The 15,792-nt window shown below is 69.9% G+C and carries 16 protein-coding genes, 1 tRNA gene and 1 riboswitch; of the genes, 7 read left to right on the forward strand and 10 right to left on the reverse strand.

Going from position 1 to position 15,792, the window contains the following annotated elements; genetic code table 11:
• Nucleotides 1-4 precede the first annotated feature (4 nt).
• The gene (locus HW130_RS28135) at nucleotides 5-808 is read right to left on the reverse strand and encodes an ABC transporter permease (RefSeq protein ID WP_309140605.1); all 804 of its coding nucleotides are present in this window, start codon (nucleotides 806-808) and stop codon (nucleotides 5-7) included.
• Complete coding sequence (locus HW130_RS28140; RefSeq protein WP_177152549.1) at nucleotides 801-1,601, reverse strand: ABC-2 family transporter protein; 801 nt, start codon at nucleotides 1,599-1,601, stop codon at nucleotides 801-803. Before HW130_RS28140 ends, HW130_RS28135 begins: the two co-directional genes overlap by 8 nt.
• A 152-nt stretch (nucleotides 1,602-1,753) precedes the next feature.
• Between HW130_RS28140 and HW130_RS28145 the strand changes: the two genes are divergently transcribed.
• On the forward strand, nucleotides 1,754-4,246 hold the full coding sequence (locus HW130_RS28145) for a transglycosylase domain-containing protein (RefSeq protein WP_177152550.1): 2,493 nt from the start codon (nucleotides 1,754-1,756) through the stop codon (nucleotides 4,244-4,246).
• On the opposite strand, the gene HW130_RS28150 is transcribed toward HW130_RS28145, so the two are convergent.
• The 3 genes from HW130_RS28150 to HW130_RS28160 all read right to left on the reverse strand — a co-directional run bounded on the left by HW130_RS28150 (nucleotide 4,240) and on the right by HW130_RS28160 (nucleotide 5,440).
• Nucleotides 4,240-4,560, reverse strand: coding sequence for a multidrug efflux SMR transporter (locus HW130_RS28150; protein ID WP_177152551.1), 321 nt, complete (start codon nucleotides 4,558-4,560; stop codon nucleotides 4,240-4,242). The genes HW130_RS28145 and HW130_RS28150 overlap by 7 nt on opposite strands.
• Nucleotides 4,561-4,591: 31 nt before the next feature.
• A riboswitch (guanidine-III (ykkC-III) riboswitch) is annotated at nucleotides 4,592-4,660 on the reverse strand.
• 59 nt (nucleotides 4,661-4,719) lie between these two features.
• Complete coding sequence (locus HW130_RS28155; protein ID WP_177152552.1) at nucleotides 4,720-5,076, reverse strand: co-chaperone GroES; 357 nt, start codon at nucleotides 5,074-5,076, stop codon at nucleotides 4,720-4,722.
• A 43-nt stretch (nucleotides 5,077-5,119) separates the two neighbouring features.
• Nucleotides 5,120-5,440: a DUF3618 domain-containing protein gene (locus HW130_RS28160; RefSeq protein ID WP_177152553.1), complete on the reverse strand. Its 321-nt coding sequence runs from the start codon at nucleotides 5,438-5,440 to the stop codon at nucleotides 5,120-5,122.
• Nucleotides 5,441-5,565: 125 nt separating this feature from the next.
• On the opposite strand from HW130_RS28160, the gene bcp reads away from it, so the two are divergent.
• The 4 genes from bcp to HW130_RS28180 all read left to right on the forward strand — a co-directional run bounded on the left by bcp (nucleotide 5,566) and on the right by HW130_RS28180 (nucleotide 7,658).
• The gene (gene bcp / locus HW130_RS28165; protein ID WP_177152554.1) at nucleotides 5,566-6,033 is read left to right on the forward strand and encodes a thioredoxin-dependent thiol peroxidase; all 468 of its coding nucleotides are present in this window, start codon (nucleotides 5,566-5,568) and stop codon (nucleotides 6,031-6,033) included.
• A gap of 142 nt (nucleotides 6,034-6,175) precedes the next feature.
• Complete coding sequence (locus HW130_RS28170) at nucleotides 6,176-6,862, forward strand: HNH endonuclease signature motif containing protein (protein ID WP_177152555.1); 687 nt, start codon at nucleotides 6,176-6,178, stop codon at nucleotides 6,860-6,862.
• Nucleotides 6,859-7,575 carry an HNH endonuclease signature motif containing protein gene (locus HW130_RS28175; RefSeq protein ID WP_177152556.1) on the forward strand — a complete coding sequence of 239 codons (717 nt, stop codon included), beginning with the start codon at nucleotides 6,859-6,861 and terminating at the stop codon, nucleotides 7,573-7,575. Before HW130_RS28170 ends, HW130_RS28175 begins: the two co-directional genes overlap by 4 nt.
• A tRNA-Leu gene (locus HW130_RS28180) sits at nucleotides 7,575-7,658 on the forward strand. Before HW130_RS28175 ends, HW130_RS28180 begins: the two co-directional genes overlap by 1 nt.
• A 63-nt stretch (nucleotides 7,659-7,721) precedes the next feature.
• Here the strand turns inward: HW130_RS28180 and rdgB are convergent.
• The 4 genes from rdgB to HW130_RS28200 form a co-directional block, all read right to left on the reverse strand.
• The gene (rdgB, locus tag HW130_RS28185) at nucleotides 7,722-8,324 is read right to left on the reverse strand and encodes an RdgB/HAM1 family non-canonical purine NTP pyrophosphatase (protein ID WP_177152557.1); all 603 of its coding nucleotides are present in this window, start codon (nucleotides 8,322-8,324) and stop codon (nucleotides 7,722-7,724) included.
• 11 nt (nucleotides 8,325-8,335) lie between these two features.
• Entirely contained in the window at nucleotides 8,336-8,719 is a 384-nt protein-coding gene (locus HW130_RS28190; RefSeq protein WP_177152558.1) for a hypothetical protein, read from the reverse strand.
• Between the two features lie 118 nt (nucleotides 8,720-8,837).
• The gene (gene rph / locus HW130_RS28195) at nucleotides 8,838-9,575 is read right to left on the reverse strand and encodes a ribonuclease PH (protein ID WP_177152559.1); all 738 of its coding nucleotides are present in this window, start codon (nucleotides 9,573-9,575) and stop codon (nucleotides 8,838-8,840) included.
• A 169-nt stretch (nucleotides 9,576-9,744) separates the two neighbouring features.
• Entirely contained in the window at nucleotides 9,745-9,978 is a 234-nt protein-coding gene (locus HW130_RS28200; RefSeq protein WP_177152560.1) for a glucose PTS transporter subunit EIIB, read from the reverse strand.
• Between the two features lie 238 nt (nucleotides 9,979-10,216).
• Between HW130_RS28200 and HW130_RS28205 the strand changes: the two genes are divergently transcribed.
• On the forward strand, nucleotides 10,217-11,476 hold the full coding sequence (locus HW130_RS28205; RefSeq protein WP_177152561.1) for a PTS transporter subunit EIIC: 1,260 nt from the start codon (nucleotides 10,217-10,219) through the stop codon (nucleotides 11,474-11,476).
• A gap of 295 nt (nucleotides 11,477-11,771) precedes the next feature.
• A complete protein-coding gene (locus HW130_RS28210) occupies nucleotides 11,772-13,040 on the forward strand; it encodes a PTS transporter subunit EIIC (RefSeq protein WP_177152562.1) in 1,269 nt (422 codons plus the stop codon).
• A gap of 77 nt (nucleotides 13,041-13,117) precedes the next feature.
• On the opposite strand, the gene HW130_RS28215 is transcribed toward HW130_RS28210, so the two are convergent.
• Nucleotides 13,118-15,742, reverse strand: a complete 2,625-nt coding sequence (locus tag HW130_RS28215; RefSeq protein ID WP_177152563.1) for a DUF6185 family protein — start codon at nucleotides 15,740-15,742, stop codon at nucleotides 13,118-13,120.
• Between the last annotated feature and the right edge of the window lie 50 nt (nucleotides 15,743-15,792).

Genomic DNA, 15,792 nt, shown 5'->3' on the forward strand with positions numbered 1-15,792 from the left:
CCCCTCAGTTTCCCGTGCTGCGGTACGAACGAAGGCCCGCACGCCAGGCCAGTGCCGCCAGCCCGCAGCATCCCGCGGCCACCAGGGGCGGCAGGAACGCCAGCCAGCCCGGCAGCCCGAGGGGGTCCTCGCGGCCCAGCACGTACAGCGACGGCACCCAGTTGACGAAAGCCAGCGGCACCACGAACGTCACGCCGCGCACCAGGTCCTTCGCGAAGATCGACGGCGGGTACTGGAGCAGGGTGTTCCCGCCGTACGTAAAGGAGTTCTGCACCTCGGAGGCGTCCTGCGCGAGGAACTGGAACGCCCCGCCCGCCACGAAGACGGACGCGAAGATCGCCCCGCCGCTGAGCACCATCAAGGGCACCATCGCCACCTTCACGGCCGTCCACTCGACGTCGAGGGACGCGAGCCCGTAGCCGAGCACCAGCAGCCCCTGGGTGATGCGGCCGAGCCTGCGCAGCGCGAACCGGTCGGCCGCGACCTGGGCGAGGACGGGCACGGGCCGCACCAGCAGGGTGTCCAGCGTGCCGTCGCGCACGCGCCGGCCCAGCCGGTCCATCGACCCCATGACCAGGTCGGCGAGGCCGAAGGCCGTGCTGGTGGTCCCGTACAGGAACGCGACCTCGTGCAGCGAGTAGCCGCCGAGCGCGTCGACGTGGGAGAACATCAGCAGGATCGTCACGAAGTCGAAGCCGGTGGCGGCGAAGTTGCCGAACGTCGTCATCGCGAACGAGGCACGGTACGCCATCGTGGAACGAACCCACATGGCCACGATCAGCCCGTACGCCCGCAGCGCCTCAGCCACCCTGGACCACCACCCGTCGTGTCGCGACCGACTGCAGCAGGCGTCCGGCGGCGAGCAGCGCGATCGCCCAGCCGGCCTGGAAGGCGTACGCGCCCAGCAGGTCCCAGCCGGTGTGCCTGCCGAGGAAGACGTCGGCGGGGACCTGGAGCAGAGAGGACCAGGGAAGGGCCCGCGCCACCTCGCCGAGGACGCCGGGGAAGAGGTTGAGGGGCAGCAGCATCCCGGAGAAGAAGAGCGTCGCCAGCCAGCAGATCTGCATGACCCCCGCCCCGTCCATCAGCCAGAACGCGGACAGGGCCACGAGGAAGCGGACGGCGAAGCTCACGATCACGCCCAGCGTGACCGCGAGGAGGAAGGCCAGCCAGGTCAGCGGGGACGCGGGCATCACCAGGTCGAAGGCGAGCGAGCCGAGCACCATGGGCACGATGCCGCGTCCCAGCAGGTGGAAGGCCGCCCGGCCCAGGTCTCCCGCGAGCCACCACAGTTGGAGGTCGGCGGGGCGGTAGAGGTCGACGGCGATGTCGCCGGTGCGGATGCGTTCGATCAGCTCGTCCTCGAAGCCGCCGCCCATCATGGCGCAGGTCATCAGCAGCGCCTGGCCGAGCCACACATAGGTGAGGGCCTGGGAGAGGTCGTATCCGCCGAGCTGAGGACGCTCGTCCCACAGAGCGATATAGGTGTAGGCCACGATGAAGCCGAAGACGGTGTTGGTGAACACCCCCGCCGCCGTCGCCACCCGGTACGTCGCATAGCGCCGGAACCCACCCGCCGCGACGACCGCGTACAGCCGCACAACAGCTCCTCCCCCCGCGGACGATGCGTCCTGCCCCGCCGGACGCCAAAGCGCACGACACTAGCCGAGCCCGTCGCCGGGGTGCGAGTGCTTTTCCGGCCGGAAGCACCGGGTTGCGATGATTATCGGGACAAAAAGGGCACTATGGGGGAATGAGCGACGAGCCGCAGCAGGGCTGGACACCCCGCGACGCGACAGTTCCGACGCCGGCAGCACCCGCGAGGAAGACGGAGAAGGCGGGGAAGCCGGAGAGGGCGGAGAAAACGGAGGACGGCGGCAAGCGCCCCCGCCGGCGCACCGGCTGGCGCCGCGTCATCCCGACCTGGCGCATGACGCTCGGCGCCCTCCTGCTCTGCGCGCTCCTGCTCATCGGCGGATTCCTGACCGGGTACCTGCTCGTCGACATCCCCCCGGCCAACGCCTCCGCGGTCGCCCAGAGCAACGTCTACCTCTACAAGGACGGCACGCCGATCGCCCGCGACGGCGAGATCAACCGGGAGAACGTCTCCCTCTCCCAGGTCCCGCTCGGCGTCCAGCAAGCGGTCCTCGCCGCCGAGGACCGCGACTTCTACTCCAAGCCGGCGGTCGATCCCCAGGCGATGCTCCGCGGGGCCTGGAACACCGCCACCGGCAAGGGCAAGCAGTCCGGCTCCACGATCACCCAGCAGTACGTCAAGAACTACTACCTGGGCCAGGAACAGACCGTCACCCGCAAGCTGAAGGAGTTCTTCATCGCGGTGAAGCTCGGCCGCGAGGTGAGCAAGAGCGAGATCCTCCGGGGCTACCTGAACACCAGCTACTTCGGCCGCAACGCCTACGGCATCCAGGCCGCCGCCCAGGCGTACTACGGCAAGGACGTCACCGACCTCGACACCGCCGAGGGCGCCTATCTCGCCTCTCTCCTCAAGGCGCCCAGCGCGTACGACGTCGCCACCCACCCCGGCAACCGGCCCGCGGCAGAGGGCCGGTGGAACTACGTGCTCGACGGCATGGTCAAGGAGAAGTGGCTGAGCCCGGCCGCGCGCGCCGTGATGGCCTTCCCCGCGCCGCGGCGCGACAGCGCCGCCGACGGCCTGTCAGGACAGCGCGGCTACGTCGTCCAGGCGGTCGAGGAGTACCTCAGCCGCAAGGGGATCGTCGACGAGAACACCCTCGCCACCGGGGGCTACCGGATCACCACCACCCTGGAGCCGGGCAAGCAGGACGCCCTCACCGACGCCGTCGACGACCAGGTCACCTCCCGGCTCGACACCGCCCGCGAGGCCGATCGCAACGTCCGTGTCGGCGGCGTCTCCATCGACCCGGCCACCGGCAAGGTCCTCGCCATGTACGGCGGCGTCGACTACACCAAGCAGTTCGTCAACAACGCCACCCGCCGCGACTACCAGGTCGGCTCCGCCTTCAAGCCGTTCGTCTTCACCGCGGCCGTCGAGCACGGCTCCACCACCCAGGAGGGCCGCCCCATCACGCCCAACACCGTCTACGACGGCACGACCGCTCGTCGCGTCCAGGGCTGGACCGGCGCGCCGTACGCGCCCGCCAACGAGGACGACGTGTCCTACGGCCGGGTCACCGTCAGCCGCGCCACCGACGAGTCCGTCAACGCCGTCTACGCGCAGATGGCCGTGGACGTCGGCCCGGCCAGGGTCCGGCGGACGGCGGTCGCCCTCGGCCTGCCCGCGACCACGCCGGACCTGACGGCCGCGCCGTCGATCGCGCTGGGCACGGCGACCGCCAGCGTCCTCGACATGGCGCAGGCGTACGCCACGCTCGCCAACCACGGCAGGCACGGCACGTACACGCTGGTCGAAAAGGTCACCAAGAACGGCGTCGAGGTCGACCTGCCCGCGCAGCGGATGCGCCGCGTCGTCTCCCGCGAGGCCGCCGACACCACCACCGCCATCCTGCGCAGCGTCGTCGACGGCGGCACGGGGACGGCGGCCGGAGCGGCCGGCCGGCCGGCGGCGGGCAAGACCGGCACGGCCGAGGAGGACCGGGCCGCCTGGTTCGCGGGCTACACGCCCGATCTGGTGACCGTCGTCGCCGTGATGGGCCAGAACCCCGATACCGGCGCGCAGACGCCGCTGTACGGGGCGCTGGGGCAGACCCGGATCAACGGCGGCGGCGCTCCCGCCGAGATCTGGGCCCGGTACACGGCCGCGGCACTGCAGGGCAGCCCGGTACGGGACTTCGAGCTGAAGGTGGTGGAGGACATCGAGAAGAACCGGCCCCCGTTCGACCCGCGGGACGACGGGGATGCGACCGGGCCCCGGGACCCCGGAGGCCGCGGCCGCACGGGCGGCTGGAACGAGGGCGGGTCGTGGGGGCGCGGCGGCCCGGCGAGCCCCGGCCCCTCGGCGGGCGGCCCGGGCGCCGGCGGGCCGGTGACGGGCGGGCCGGTGACGGGCGCTCCTGCCACCGGCACCACAGGCCCGGGCGCCGGCGGAACAGTCACCACGAGCCCCACCGCGGGCGTCCCGGACGGGACCCCGAGCACCACCCTCGGCACCCCCGGCACCCCCGGCCCCACCGCGGCAAGCCCGAGCGGCACCCCCGGCACACCCGGTCCCACCGCGGGCGGGCCGGGCGGGACACCCGCCACCGGCAGCCCGACGGACGTCCACCACTCCGGCGCGCCTCAGTGACCCGAGGTGGCCTTCAGCCCCACGACGGCCACCAGCAGCAGACAGACGAAGAAGATCCGGGCCGCCGTCACCGGCTCGTTCAGCACCAGCATGCCCACCACGGCCGCGCCGGCGGCGCCGATGCCCACCCAGACGCCGTAGGCCGTACCGATGGGCAGCGTCTTCGCAGCATGGGACAGCAGCACCATGCTGGCGACGATCCCGAGACCGGTGAACACGCTCGGCCAGAGCCTGGTGAACCCGTCGGTGAACTTCATCCCGATCGACCAGCCGACCTCGAGCAGACCGGCGACAACAAGCAGAACCCAGGCCATGACAGCACCTCCGAGACGCGGAACAACACGGGGTGCGTCGTCTTTGCGTAACCCGGTACGGCGCGTCTCGTCGGGCCCTCCAACGTAGCAAAGGGCGTACAAAAAGGGCTGGTGACCTCCGCCACCAGCCCCTGCGGCCCCGTCCGGGGCTCCCTTCGCCTACAGGTACAGGCCCGTGGAGTCCTCCGACCCCTGGAAACGGTCCGCCGCCACCGCGTGCAGGTCGCGCTCGCGCATCAGGACGTACGCCACGCCCCGCACCTCGACCTCGGCCCGGTCCTCCGGGTCGTACAGCACCCGGTCGCCCGGCTCCACCGTGCGCACGTTCTGTCCCACCGCGACGACCTCGGCCCAGGCCAGCCGCCGGCCCACCGCGGCGGTGGCCGGAATCACGATGCCGCCGCTGGAGCGCCGCTCGCCCTCCGGGATGTCCGTCCTGACCAGCACGCGGTCGTGCAGCATCCGGATCGGAAGCTTGTCGTGCTGGGTGCTGTGCTCATGACTGTTGGTGCTCACACGTCGAACCTACCTGCCCCTCAGCCCTTCGTGCACCGCCGGGTCACGCCCGTCGCCTGCGGGCCGACACGGCCAGCAGGCCCACCAGACCCACGGCGACGACCGCCACCGGCACCACACGCTCCAGCCGCGGCGCGCCCTCGTCGGTGACGAACTGCGCCTTCAGGTCCGACACCGCGCGGTTCACGGCGACGAAGGCACGGCCCGCCGTACGGTCCACGCTGGAGGCGACCTTCGCCTTCGCGTCGCCGATGACCGTCTTGGGGTGCATGCGCACACCGATCTCGTCGAGCATCTCGGCGAGCTGCTCGCGTCGGCGGACGATGTCCGCCTCGATCTGCGCTGGGGTCCTGGTGTCCGACACCGCGCCGCCTCCGTCGTCGTGTCCGGTAGTCCTTCATCGACAGTCTGTCAGCTCGCCGTCGCCCGCACCCCACGGCACCCCCATTACGCTCGAGGGCGTACACCCCGTGTCTGACGAGGAGAACCATGAGCGAGCGACTCCAGCCCGGCGACACCGCCCCTGCCTTCACCCTGCCCGACGCCGACGGCAACGAGGTTTCGCTCGCCGACCACAAAGGCCGCAAGGTGATCGTCTACTTCTACCCGGCGGCGCTCACGCCCGGCTGCACCAAGCAGGCCTGCGACTTCACCGACAACCTGGAGGTGCTCGCCGGCGCCGGCTACGACGTCATCGGCGTATCGCCCGACAAGCCGGAGAAGCTCGCGAAGTTCCGCGAGAAGGAGAGCCTCAGGGTCACGCTGGTCGGCGACCCCTCCAAGGAGGTCCTGGAGGCGTACGGCGCCTTCGGCGAGAAGAAGCTCTACGGCAAGACGGTGACGGGCGTCATCCGCTCCACGGTCGTTGTCGACGAGGAGGGCAAGGTCGAGCGCGCCCTCTACAACGTCAAGGCGACGGGCCATGTCGCGAAGATCATCAAGGACCTGGGCATCTGAGGCGCCTCGGCCATGGACGGCTCGTACCGCTTGCCCAAGTAAGCGGCACGGGCCGTTCCGCATTTCGGACGTGACCATCCGATATTCGGTTCGTTACTCCGTGCGAGGCCGCGAACACGTGGCCGGGACGGGGGGGCGAACGATGCCGGTCAGTCCATACACGCGCGAGCGCCTTGCCGAGGCGGCGGGCTCGTCACGGACGCTGTCGGAGGCGTTGACGAAGCTGGGGGTGGATCCGAAGGGGCCGTCACGGCGCTACATCCACGAGCGTATGAAGCGAATGGAAGTAGGCACATCGCACTTCGAGCGTGAAGGGGCCCGCTGGACCAAAGAAATCCTCGAGGCCGCTGTGGCCGCCTCGATGAATATGTGCGAGGTCCTGCGCAGACTCGGACTGGAGGTCGTGGGAGGCCACCACACTCACATCAGCCGCCGGGTAAAGGCGCTCGGCATCGACACCTCGCACTTCCACGTGCACTCCCGCCCAGGCAGGTCTGAAAAGCGACGACACCGCTCGCCCCAAGAACTGCTTGTGGAGCAGGACCCGGCCAAAGCCCGCCGAGAGCAGAGCAGCCGTCTCAAGCGAGCCATGCTGCAACTCGGCGTCGAAAACCGATGCTCACTCTGCGGCATCGAGCCAACGTGGCGTGGCCATCCACTCCCCTTGGAGGTGGACCACATCGACAGCAACTGGCGAAACAACCGCATCGAGAACCTGCGGCTTCTCTGCCCCAACTGCCATTCGGGTACGGACACTTACCGCGGCCGCGGCAAGGCGCGCCACGCAGCCGCATCCCGGCCGTCCCGCTTCGGCGGTGACGCCGGATGAGCCAGGTGCAGCGGTACACGCGAGAGCGGCTTGCCGAGGCGGCCGAGCGGTGCGCGGACATCGACGAGGTCATCACCTTCTTAGGCACCCGTCCATACGGCAAGCTGCGCCGCTATCTGCTGCGGCGCTTCGCACACTTCGGGATCGATGTCTCGCACTTCCGTCACTGCGGACCCCATACGGCGAAAACACGACCGGCAGCCGACCGGCTCCGCACTGTCGTGGCCGACTCCTTCTCCGTTGCGGAAGCACTGCGACGGCTTGGCCGCCCTGACAACGGCCAGCAGCGGGCATTGCTTCGCCGGTGGCTCACGGAAGAGGGGGTGGACACCTCGCACTTCCTGGGGCAGGCGCATCAGCGGGGTAAGCCGGGCACGACTCCCCGCAGGAAGGCCGAGGCGCTGCTCGTGAAGCACGACGGAAAGCGCCGCACCCGGTCAGCACCGCTCCGTCGGGCGCTGCACGAGATCGGTGTTCCCGAGCAATGCGACGAGTGCGGGACCGGCCCCGTATGGCTCGGTCGTCCGATGACGCTGGAAGTGGACCACATCAACGGCGACTGGAGCGACGACCGCGCCGAGAACCTGCGGCTGCTGTGCCCCAACTGCCATGCGATCACGGGTACCTGGTGCCGGGGAAGCAAGCGGCAAGCCTCACGCCGGGACCACCCGCACCGCCGCGACCGCCTGCCCGCTAACATGACATATGGCTAGCGGCGGTGGTGCAATGGTGACACAGCAGACTTAGGATCTGTGGCCCGTGAAACGGCTTGAGGGTTCGAATCCCTTCCGCCGCACCCGCAAACGGCCTGCGAATCGAAGGTTCGATTCGCAGGCCGTTTCATGCGGCCGGTCCGAGCTCAGCCCAACAACTCCCGCACCACCGGCACCAGCGCGCGAAACGCCTTCCCCCTGTGGCTGATCGCGTTCTTCTCCTCCGGCGTCAGTTCCGCGCACGTCCGCGTCTCGCCCTCGGGCTGGAGGATCGGGTCGTAGCCGAATCCGTTGGTCCCGCGCGGGGAGCGGCGCAGGGTGCCGCGGAGGCGGCCCTCGACCACGCGTTCCGTGCCGTCCGGCAGGGCGAGCGCGGCCGCACAGGCGAAGTGGGCGCCGCGATGCGGAGTGTCGATGTCCGAGAGTTGGGCGAGCAGCAGGTCCAGGTTGGCCTTGTCGTCGCCGTGGGTGCCGGCCCAGCGGGCGGAGAAGATACCGGGCGCGCCGCCGAGGACGTCGACACAGAGGCCGGAGTCGTCGGCGACGGCGGGCAGGCCGGTGGCGCGGGCGAGCGCGTGGGCCTTGAGGAGCGCGTTCTCGGCGAAGGTGACGCCGGTCTCCTTGACGTCGGGGAGGTCGGGGTAGGCATCGGCGCCGACGAGGTCGTGGGTGATGCCCGCGTCGGCGAGGATGGCCTTCAGTTCGGTGATCTTCCCGGCGCTGCGGGTGGCGAGAATCAGGCGCGTCATGACCCCAGTATCTACGGCGTGCAGACCTTGCCGATCTCGGCGGCCGCGTCGGTGACGGGCTTCAGGTCGGGAGTCGTGTCGCCGCCGTCGATGGACTTGCGCACGTTGTCGACGCCGGCGGCGAGGTCGTCGACGGCCTTGCTGAGGTCGGCGTTGTCGGTCTTGTCGCCGAGATTGTCCAGCTCGCGGTCGATGTCGTCGAGGGCCTGCCGCGCCTGGGTGGGGTCCTCGGCCGCGCTGGAGGCGGCCTGCTGAAGCTTGTCCACGCTGGTGGCGATGGCGTCGGCGGTCTCGACACAGTCCATCGCCGTGTTGAGTGCGCTGCAGCCGACGGCTGCGGGCACCAGCAGAGCGGCTGTGGCGATCGTGATGGCTATGCGGCGGCGCGCAGACATGCAGGTCCTCCCAGGTACGGACGGGCGCACGGTTCGGCCCGTGCGCCCGTGACTCTAACGACGCCCGGCGGGCGCTCCCGGTTGCTGCGCCACCGGGAGAAAGGCGCTACGCGAAGTGTTACGCCGGCTGTCCGGTTCCGAGCGCCTCGGCCTGGAGCGCGGCGAGGTCGGCGCAGCCTCCGGTGGCGAGGTCGAGGAGGGCGTTGAGCTCCTTGCGGTCGAAGGGCTCGGCCTCGGCGGTGCCCTGGACCTCGACGAAGCGTCCGTCGCCGGTGCAGACCACGTTCATGTCGGTCTCGGCGCGCACGTCCTCCTCGTAGCAGAGGTCGAGCAGGGGGGTGCCGTCCACGATCCCGACGCTGACGGCGGCGACGGTACCGGTGAGCGGCTTGCGACCGGGCTTGATCAGCTTCTTGCCCTGCGCCCAGGTGACGGCGTCGGCGAGGGCGACGTAGGCGCCGGTGATCGCGGCGGTACGGGTGCCGCCGTCGGCCTGGAGGACGTCGCAGTCGAGGACGACGGTGTTCTCGCCGAGGGCCTTGTAGTCGATGACGGCGCGCAGGGAGCGGCCGATGAGCCGGCTGATCTCATGGGTGCGTCCGCCGATCTTGCCGCGCACGGACTCGCGGTCGCCGCGGGTGTTGGTGGAGCGCGGGAGCATCGAGTACTCCGAGGTGACCCAGCCTTCGCCGCTGCCCTTGCGCCAGCGGGGCACGCCCTCGGTGAAGGAGGCGGTGCAGAAGACCTTGGTGTCGCCGAAGGAGATGAGGACGGAGCCCTCGGCGTGCTTGCTCCAGCCGCGTTCGATGGTGACGGGGCGGAGCTGTTCGGGGGTTCGGCCGTCGATGCGTGACATGGTGCCGAGCCTATCGGCACATGGGTGAGGGGCCCGTTCCGGTGGTCCGGATCAGGCCCCTCGCGGTCCGGCGCCGGACTGCCCGGGACCGGCGCGGCTCAAGCGTCGGCGGCATCGTCGTCGACCGCACCGGGCGGCCTCGCGTCCCCGGCGGCCTCGCGTGCGTCCCTCACATCATGTCTTCGATGTCGGCCGCGATCGGGTCGGCGTCGGTGCCGATGACGACCTGGATCGCGGTGCCCATCTTCACGACGCCGTGGGCGCCGGCGGCCTTGAGCGCGGCCTCGTCGACCAGGCTGGGGTCGGCGACCTCGGTGCGGAGACGGGTGATGCAGCCCTCGATCTCTTCGATGTTGTCGATCCCGCCGAGCCCGGCGACGATCTTCTCAGCCTTGCTGGCCATGTGATTCTCCCTGCGTTCGAGCGCGCTGAGCGCTGTCTCGGCCCACCGTTGATCCTGGTCGGTCCGCTTTGTCACGGTAACGCACGGTTGGCCCATCTTCACGGGCGAGTAACCGTCTCGTACCGAATGATGACGATCACCGGCGCCCTGCCCTTCGCGAGGCGCCGGAACCGTATGCCGACTGGTCTACACCAGTCTGCGACGCCTGCCAAACAGGGGCTGTTCCGGGAGGACGCCGATGAGCACCGAGAGCGCGGCCGCGCCGCGGCACAAGTGGCGGAGCGGGCTCTTCCAGGGGCTCCAGAAAGTGGGCCGCAGCCTGCAGCTCCCGGTGGCCGTCCTGCCCGCCGCGGGCCTGCTCGTCAGTCTCGGCAACCTGTTCGCCGCGTATCTCCACGGCGACTTCTGGGACAAGACGTCCGACGTCCTGATCCAGGGCGGCACCGGCATCCTCGACGGCAACCTCGGCCTCCCGCTGCTCTTCTGCATCGGCGTCGCGATCGGCTTCGCCAAGAAGTCCGACGGTTCGACCGCGCTCGCCGCCGTGGCGGGCTTCCTCGTCTACCACAACGTCCTCAAGGCCTTTCCCGTCGACGGGTCGGTCACCGAGGAGATGCCCGAGGGCACGCCCCAGAACCCCGGGGTCCTCGGCGGCATCCTGATCGGCCTGCTGACGGCGGTCATCTGGCAGCGCTACCACCGCACGAAGCTGGTGGACTGGCTCGGATTCTTCAACGGCCGACGGCTCGTGCCGATCATCATGGCCTTCGTCTGCTGCGTCCTGGGCGTGCTGTTCGGGCTGCTGTGGGACCCGGTGGGCGACGCGCTGACCTCGTTCTCGAGGCAGCTGATCGATCTCGGGGCCTGGGGCGCGGGCATCTTCGGCGTCGCGAACCGGCTGCTCATCCCGATCGGCATGCACCAGTTCCTGAACACGTTCTTCTGGTTCCAGGCGGGCGAGTACACCCAGCCGGACGGCACGGTGGTGCAGGGCGACCTGACGCGCTTCTTCGCCGAGGACCCGTCCGCCGGCCAGTTCATGTCCGGCTTCTTCCCGATCATGATGTTCGGCCTGCCGGCGGCGGCCCTGGCCATCACGCACTGCGCCCGCCCGGAGCACCGCAAGCGGGTGGCCGGCCTGATGTTCTCCGTCGGCCTGACGTCGTTTGTGACGGGCGTGACCGAGCCGATCGAGTTCTCGTTCATGTTCGCCGCACCGCTGCTGTACGGGCTGCACGCGCTGCTCACCGGCGCCTCGATGGCGATCACCTGGGCACTCGGCGTACACGCGGGCTTCAGCTTCTCGGCGGGCTTGATCGACTACGTCGTGAACTGGCACCTGGACACGAAACCGTGGCTGATCCTGCCGATCGGCGCGTGCTTCGCGGTCGTCTACTACTTCGTGTTCCGCGTGGTGATCACGGTGTTCGACGTCCCCACACCCGGCCGTGAGCCCGAGGAGGTCCAGGAGGAGATGGAGCGGGACGCGACGAAATGACGCCGCAGCGGACGAAGTGACGCCGTAGCGAACAAGGACGCAACGCCCCCGGCCCCAGCGGCCCGGGGGCGTTTGTGCGCATTCACCGGATTGTTACCGGGCCCGCGAATTTCGCAGGTTCCTTATCCAACCCTCACCGTGCTACAACAGGTCTACACCACTCAGTGGTGTAGACCACGCGGTCCAGACCACGGCCGCATCTCCCCTGAGACGCCGCCCTCCCCCGCTTTTCTGTCCTCGGCGGCGCCTTGCCCTCCCCCGGCCTCCGGCCGGGGGGACCCCCAGGAGGAAGTTGATGTCCACGGCCAGCGCCGCCCCCGGGGCGGACAAGAAGAAGACGGGCGCGGGTGCGATGGCTGTCCTGCAGCGCATCGGCCGCAGCCTGATGCTGCCGGTCGCCGTGCTGCCCGCGGCCGCGCTGCTCGTGCGTTTCGGTCAGCCCGACATGCTCGGCAGGGAGTCGTTCCCGACCTTCGTCACCGAGATCGCCGGGTACATGGCGGCAGGTGGCGGAGCCCTGCTCGACAACATGGCACTGCTGTTCGCCGTCGGTATCGCGATCGGCTTCGCGAAGAAGTCGGACGGGTCGACGGCCCTCGCGGCGGTGGCCGGTTACCTCGTCTTCAAGAGCGTGCTCGGCACCTTCACGGACAGCAGCCTGCCCAAGAAGGAAGCCATAGTCGACGGCAAGATCGTCATGGTGGAGCAGGCGGTCGACGCCAAGGTGCTCGGCGGCGTGGTCATGGGCCTCATCGTGGCCCTGCTCTACCAGCGCTTCTACCGCACCAAGCTGCCGGACTGGGCCGGCTTCTTCGGCGGCCGCCGCCTCGTCCCGATCCTGTCGGCCTTCGCGGGTCTGCTCACCGGCATCGTCTTCGGCCTGATCTGGCCGTGGCTCGGCTCGGGTCTGCACTGGTTCGGCGAGAGCCTGGTCAGCTCCGGGGCCGTGGGCGCCGGCATCTTCGGTGTCGCCAACCGTGCGCTGATCCCGGTCGGCATGCACCACCTGCTCAACTCGTTCCCGTGGTTCCAGGCCGGTTCCTACGAGGGCAAGAGCGGCGACATCGCCCGCTTCCTCGCCGGTGACCCGTCCGCCGGACAGTTCATGACCGGCTTCTTCCCGATCATGATGTTCGCGCTCCCGGCCGCCTGCCTCGCCATCGTGCACTGCGCCCGCCCCGAGCGCCGCAAGGTCGTCGGCGGCATGATGTTCTCGCTCGCCCTGACCTCCTTCGTCACGGGTGTCACCGAGCCGATCGAGTTCACCTTCATGTTCATCGCGCCGGTCCTGTACGCGATCCACGCGGTGCTCACCGGTGTCTCGATGGCCCTGACCTGGGCGCTCGGCATGAAGGACGGATTCGGCTTCTCGGCCGGCGCGGTGGACTTCGTGCTCAACCTGGGCATCGCGTCCAACCCGTGGGGCCTGGCCCTGGTCGGCCTGTGCTTCGCGGCGGTCTACTACGCGGTCTTCCGCTTCGCGATCACCAGGTTCAACCTCCCGACGCCGGGCCGCGAGTCCGACGAGGAGCTCGCCGAGCTGCAGAAGGCCGAGGCCAAGTAGCCCCCTCGCCCACGCCGAAGCCCCCGCCCTTGTCCTTGGGGCGGGGGCTTCCCGCGTCCGGCGGCCGGCGGCTTTCCTCAGCGTGCGCCGGTCCTCTCGTCCGGCGGCATCACATCCGGCTCCGCGAAGAACTGCCAGATGGTGATCATGGCAACGACCTGTGCGATCAGATACGCCATCTGCAGCGAGTAGTAGCGCATCTGGTACACGGACAGAAGCAGGCCCAGCCGGCTCTGCCAGTAGCGCCGCTCGCTGCGGAAGGTGTCGAGGTCGAGCGCGATACCGGTGATGGTGAGGACGAACAGCATCGCCACAACGTAGAGGGCCAGGTTGGCGTTGCTCTCCTGCGTGAACCGGTTGCCCAGCGCCCGCAGCCCTACGGGCAGAGCGAACGCCAGCGCGATCGGCAGCGCCTTGGCCGCTCCTCGGCGCCCGGGCAGCCTGCGCCACAGGGCGCCCAGCACGAATCCCGCGGCGGCCCACGTCACCATCCAGTAGAGGAAGGTGAGCACCAGGTCGGGGAGACCGAAGAGATCCGAGACGGTGTACTGCCAAGTTTCGCCGCGCACGCCCGCCAGCCAGGTGGTGAGAACACTCGCCGGCAGCCCCGGCACCACGGCGAAGCGTGCGCCGCGGCTGCCGTTGGCCCACCAGTCGTCGCGCGGGCCCAGCGCGAGAGCCGCGTCCACGACCGACACCTTCGCCGGGAGCCGGTCGGGACCGGTCGAGGTGCCGCCGACGGTGCTCGCGGGCCAGTCGTGCAGTTCGTTCAGCTCCCGTTCGAGATCCTTCCGTTTCGGCGGAACGTCGCCGAAGAGCCCCTGGTCGAGGCGGCGCAGTTCAGCGTGGATCTCCCGGTACGCGCGCGCCTTGCGCAGCAGCGCCCGACGGTCGGCCGGCACCGTGGCGGTGGCGAGGAGCCGACCGGACCGTTCGAAGGGCTGGGCCAACACGGCCCGCTGGGCGAGGAGCGTCGCAGCACCGAGCAGGGCCAGCATGTGGAGCGGCACCGCCACAGACGCGGCCAGAGCGTTCTCGAGCGCGTAGCCGACATCCATTCCGACGGCGAGCGGGAAGAAGACCAGGAGGAGCAGACGGTCCGCCGTGTCGTCGAACGGCGACACCGACGAGGGTGCGCGCCAGGAGCGGAGGGCAGCGAGCACGGCCACCGCGGTGATCATCCAGGCGTAACCGATGAGCCAGTCCTGCACGTTGGCGGCGGAGTACACGATTTCCCAGAGGATCTCCCAGCGGTGGTCCGCGGCGTAGACAGCTGAGCTGTGGTCCCTGAGCCACGTCGCCCGCTGCCAGTTGCGTTCTTTCGCCAGGACGGCGCACAGGATGACGGCCACGCTCGCCGCGCCGATCGCCGGTGCCGCCCAACGGATCTGCAGGACCCGGCGGTTGCCGGAGTAACGGCGACTGGGCGGGAGAAGACCGCCGTCGGTGGCGAGCCGCCATGCCGCCGCTACGAGGCCGAGCAGTGTGAGGGCGAGCAGGCTGGACGAGGCAAGGGCCATGGCGAGAGCAGCCGGCGGCGAGTCGTCGGAGTGGAAGACGGCGGTCGTGCTCAGCACGACGACGAACGCCGACGGCGGCAGTGCGAGGACAGCGACCCCCGTCCAGATCCGGCCGTTCGGCCGGGCGAATCCGAGGAGCACGGCGACGACCGCGAAAGCCAATCCGTGGCCGAGAAGGATCTGCTCGTCCCAGGACAGGCCGGAGCCGCTGCGCTGCAGTCGGCGGGTGATCAGATCGTCCAGCCTGGTCAGTGTGAAGAGGGCGATGCTCACGAACGCCCAGGCGACGAGATTGCGCCTGGACCGGCGCTGGTCTTCGGTCGGCGTGCCCGAGCGCCGCCGGTAACGCCGCGCCGCGGCCAGCAGAACGACGGCGATGGCGGACACCCACAGCAGGCCGCCGATCCGGTCCAGCGTCGCGGCGATGAGACGGTCCCCCTGGGCGGCCCATGAACGCTGCCAGGAGGGCTCGAGGGACACGGTCACACGGGGCGCGGGGCGGGTCTCCGACGACTTCGCGTCCTGCTGACTCTCGCCGGGCTGCTTCTTCCGCCCACTCTTGTCTTTCTCCGGCTTCTGCTTCTCGGTCTCCTGGGGCTGCCACACCAGGGCCGAATCTCCCTCTCCCAGCCCCGGCCGGGGCGCCGCTGTCACCGCTCCCTGGGGGCCGGGATCCACGGTGATCCTCTCCCAGCGGGCACCGGCCAGTGGGCGCGGCACCGCGAGTGTCACCGTCCAGCGGTCCGCGCCCGCCCGTACCCGCCACGTGCCGATGTCGATGTGCTGCCGGTAGTGGTCGACCCATGTGTGAGCCCGGTCCACGATCTTCACGCGATCGCCGTGCGTGGTCACCTCGGGGCGGCCGGTGCGCCATTCCGACCAGCGCTGTACGTTCCCCGGGCTCCTGATGAGGCAGCGCGTCGCCTGGATATAGCGGCGGCTGCGCTCACTGAGGAGAAGATCCTGCGCGAGCGGCCAGTCTGCCGGGACATCGACCCTGAGCTCGGTCGTGACCTTGGTGTACGTGCGGTCGCCGTGCTGCAGTTCGACCGAGGTGCTGGCCCGGGCACCGGCGAGAAAGTCTGTGCTGCAGACATCCGCCACTGATCTCTCCGCCGCGTCCGCGGGCACCGCCGGCACCAGAACGGCCAGGACTGCCAGCAGAACCGGCACGAGCGACACGCACGCGCGGCTTCTCAACAGATGCGCCCCCCGACTCGAATCCGTGGGGA

Source organism: Streptomyces sp. PKU-EA00015 (assembly GCF_013387495.1).
GTDB lineage: Bacteria > Actinomycetota > Actinomycetes > Streptomycetales > Streptomycetaceae > Streptomyces.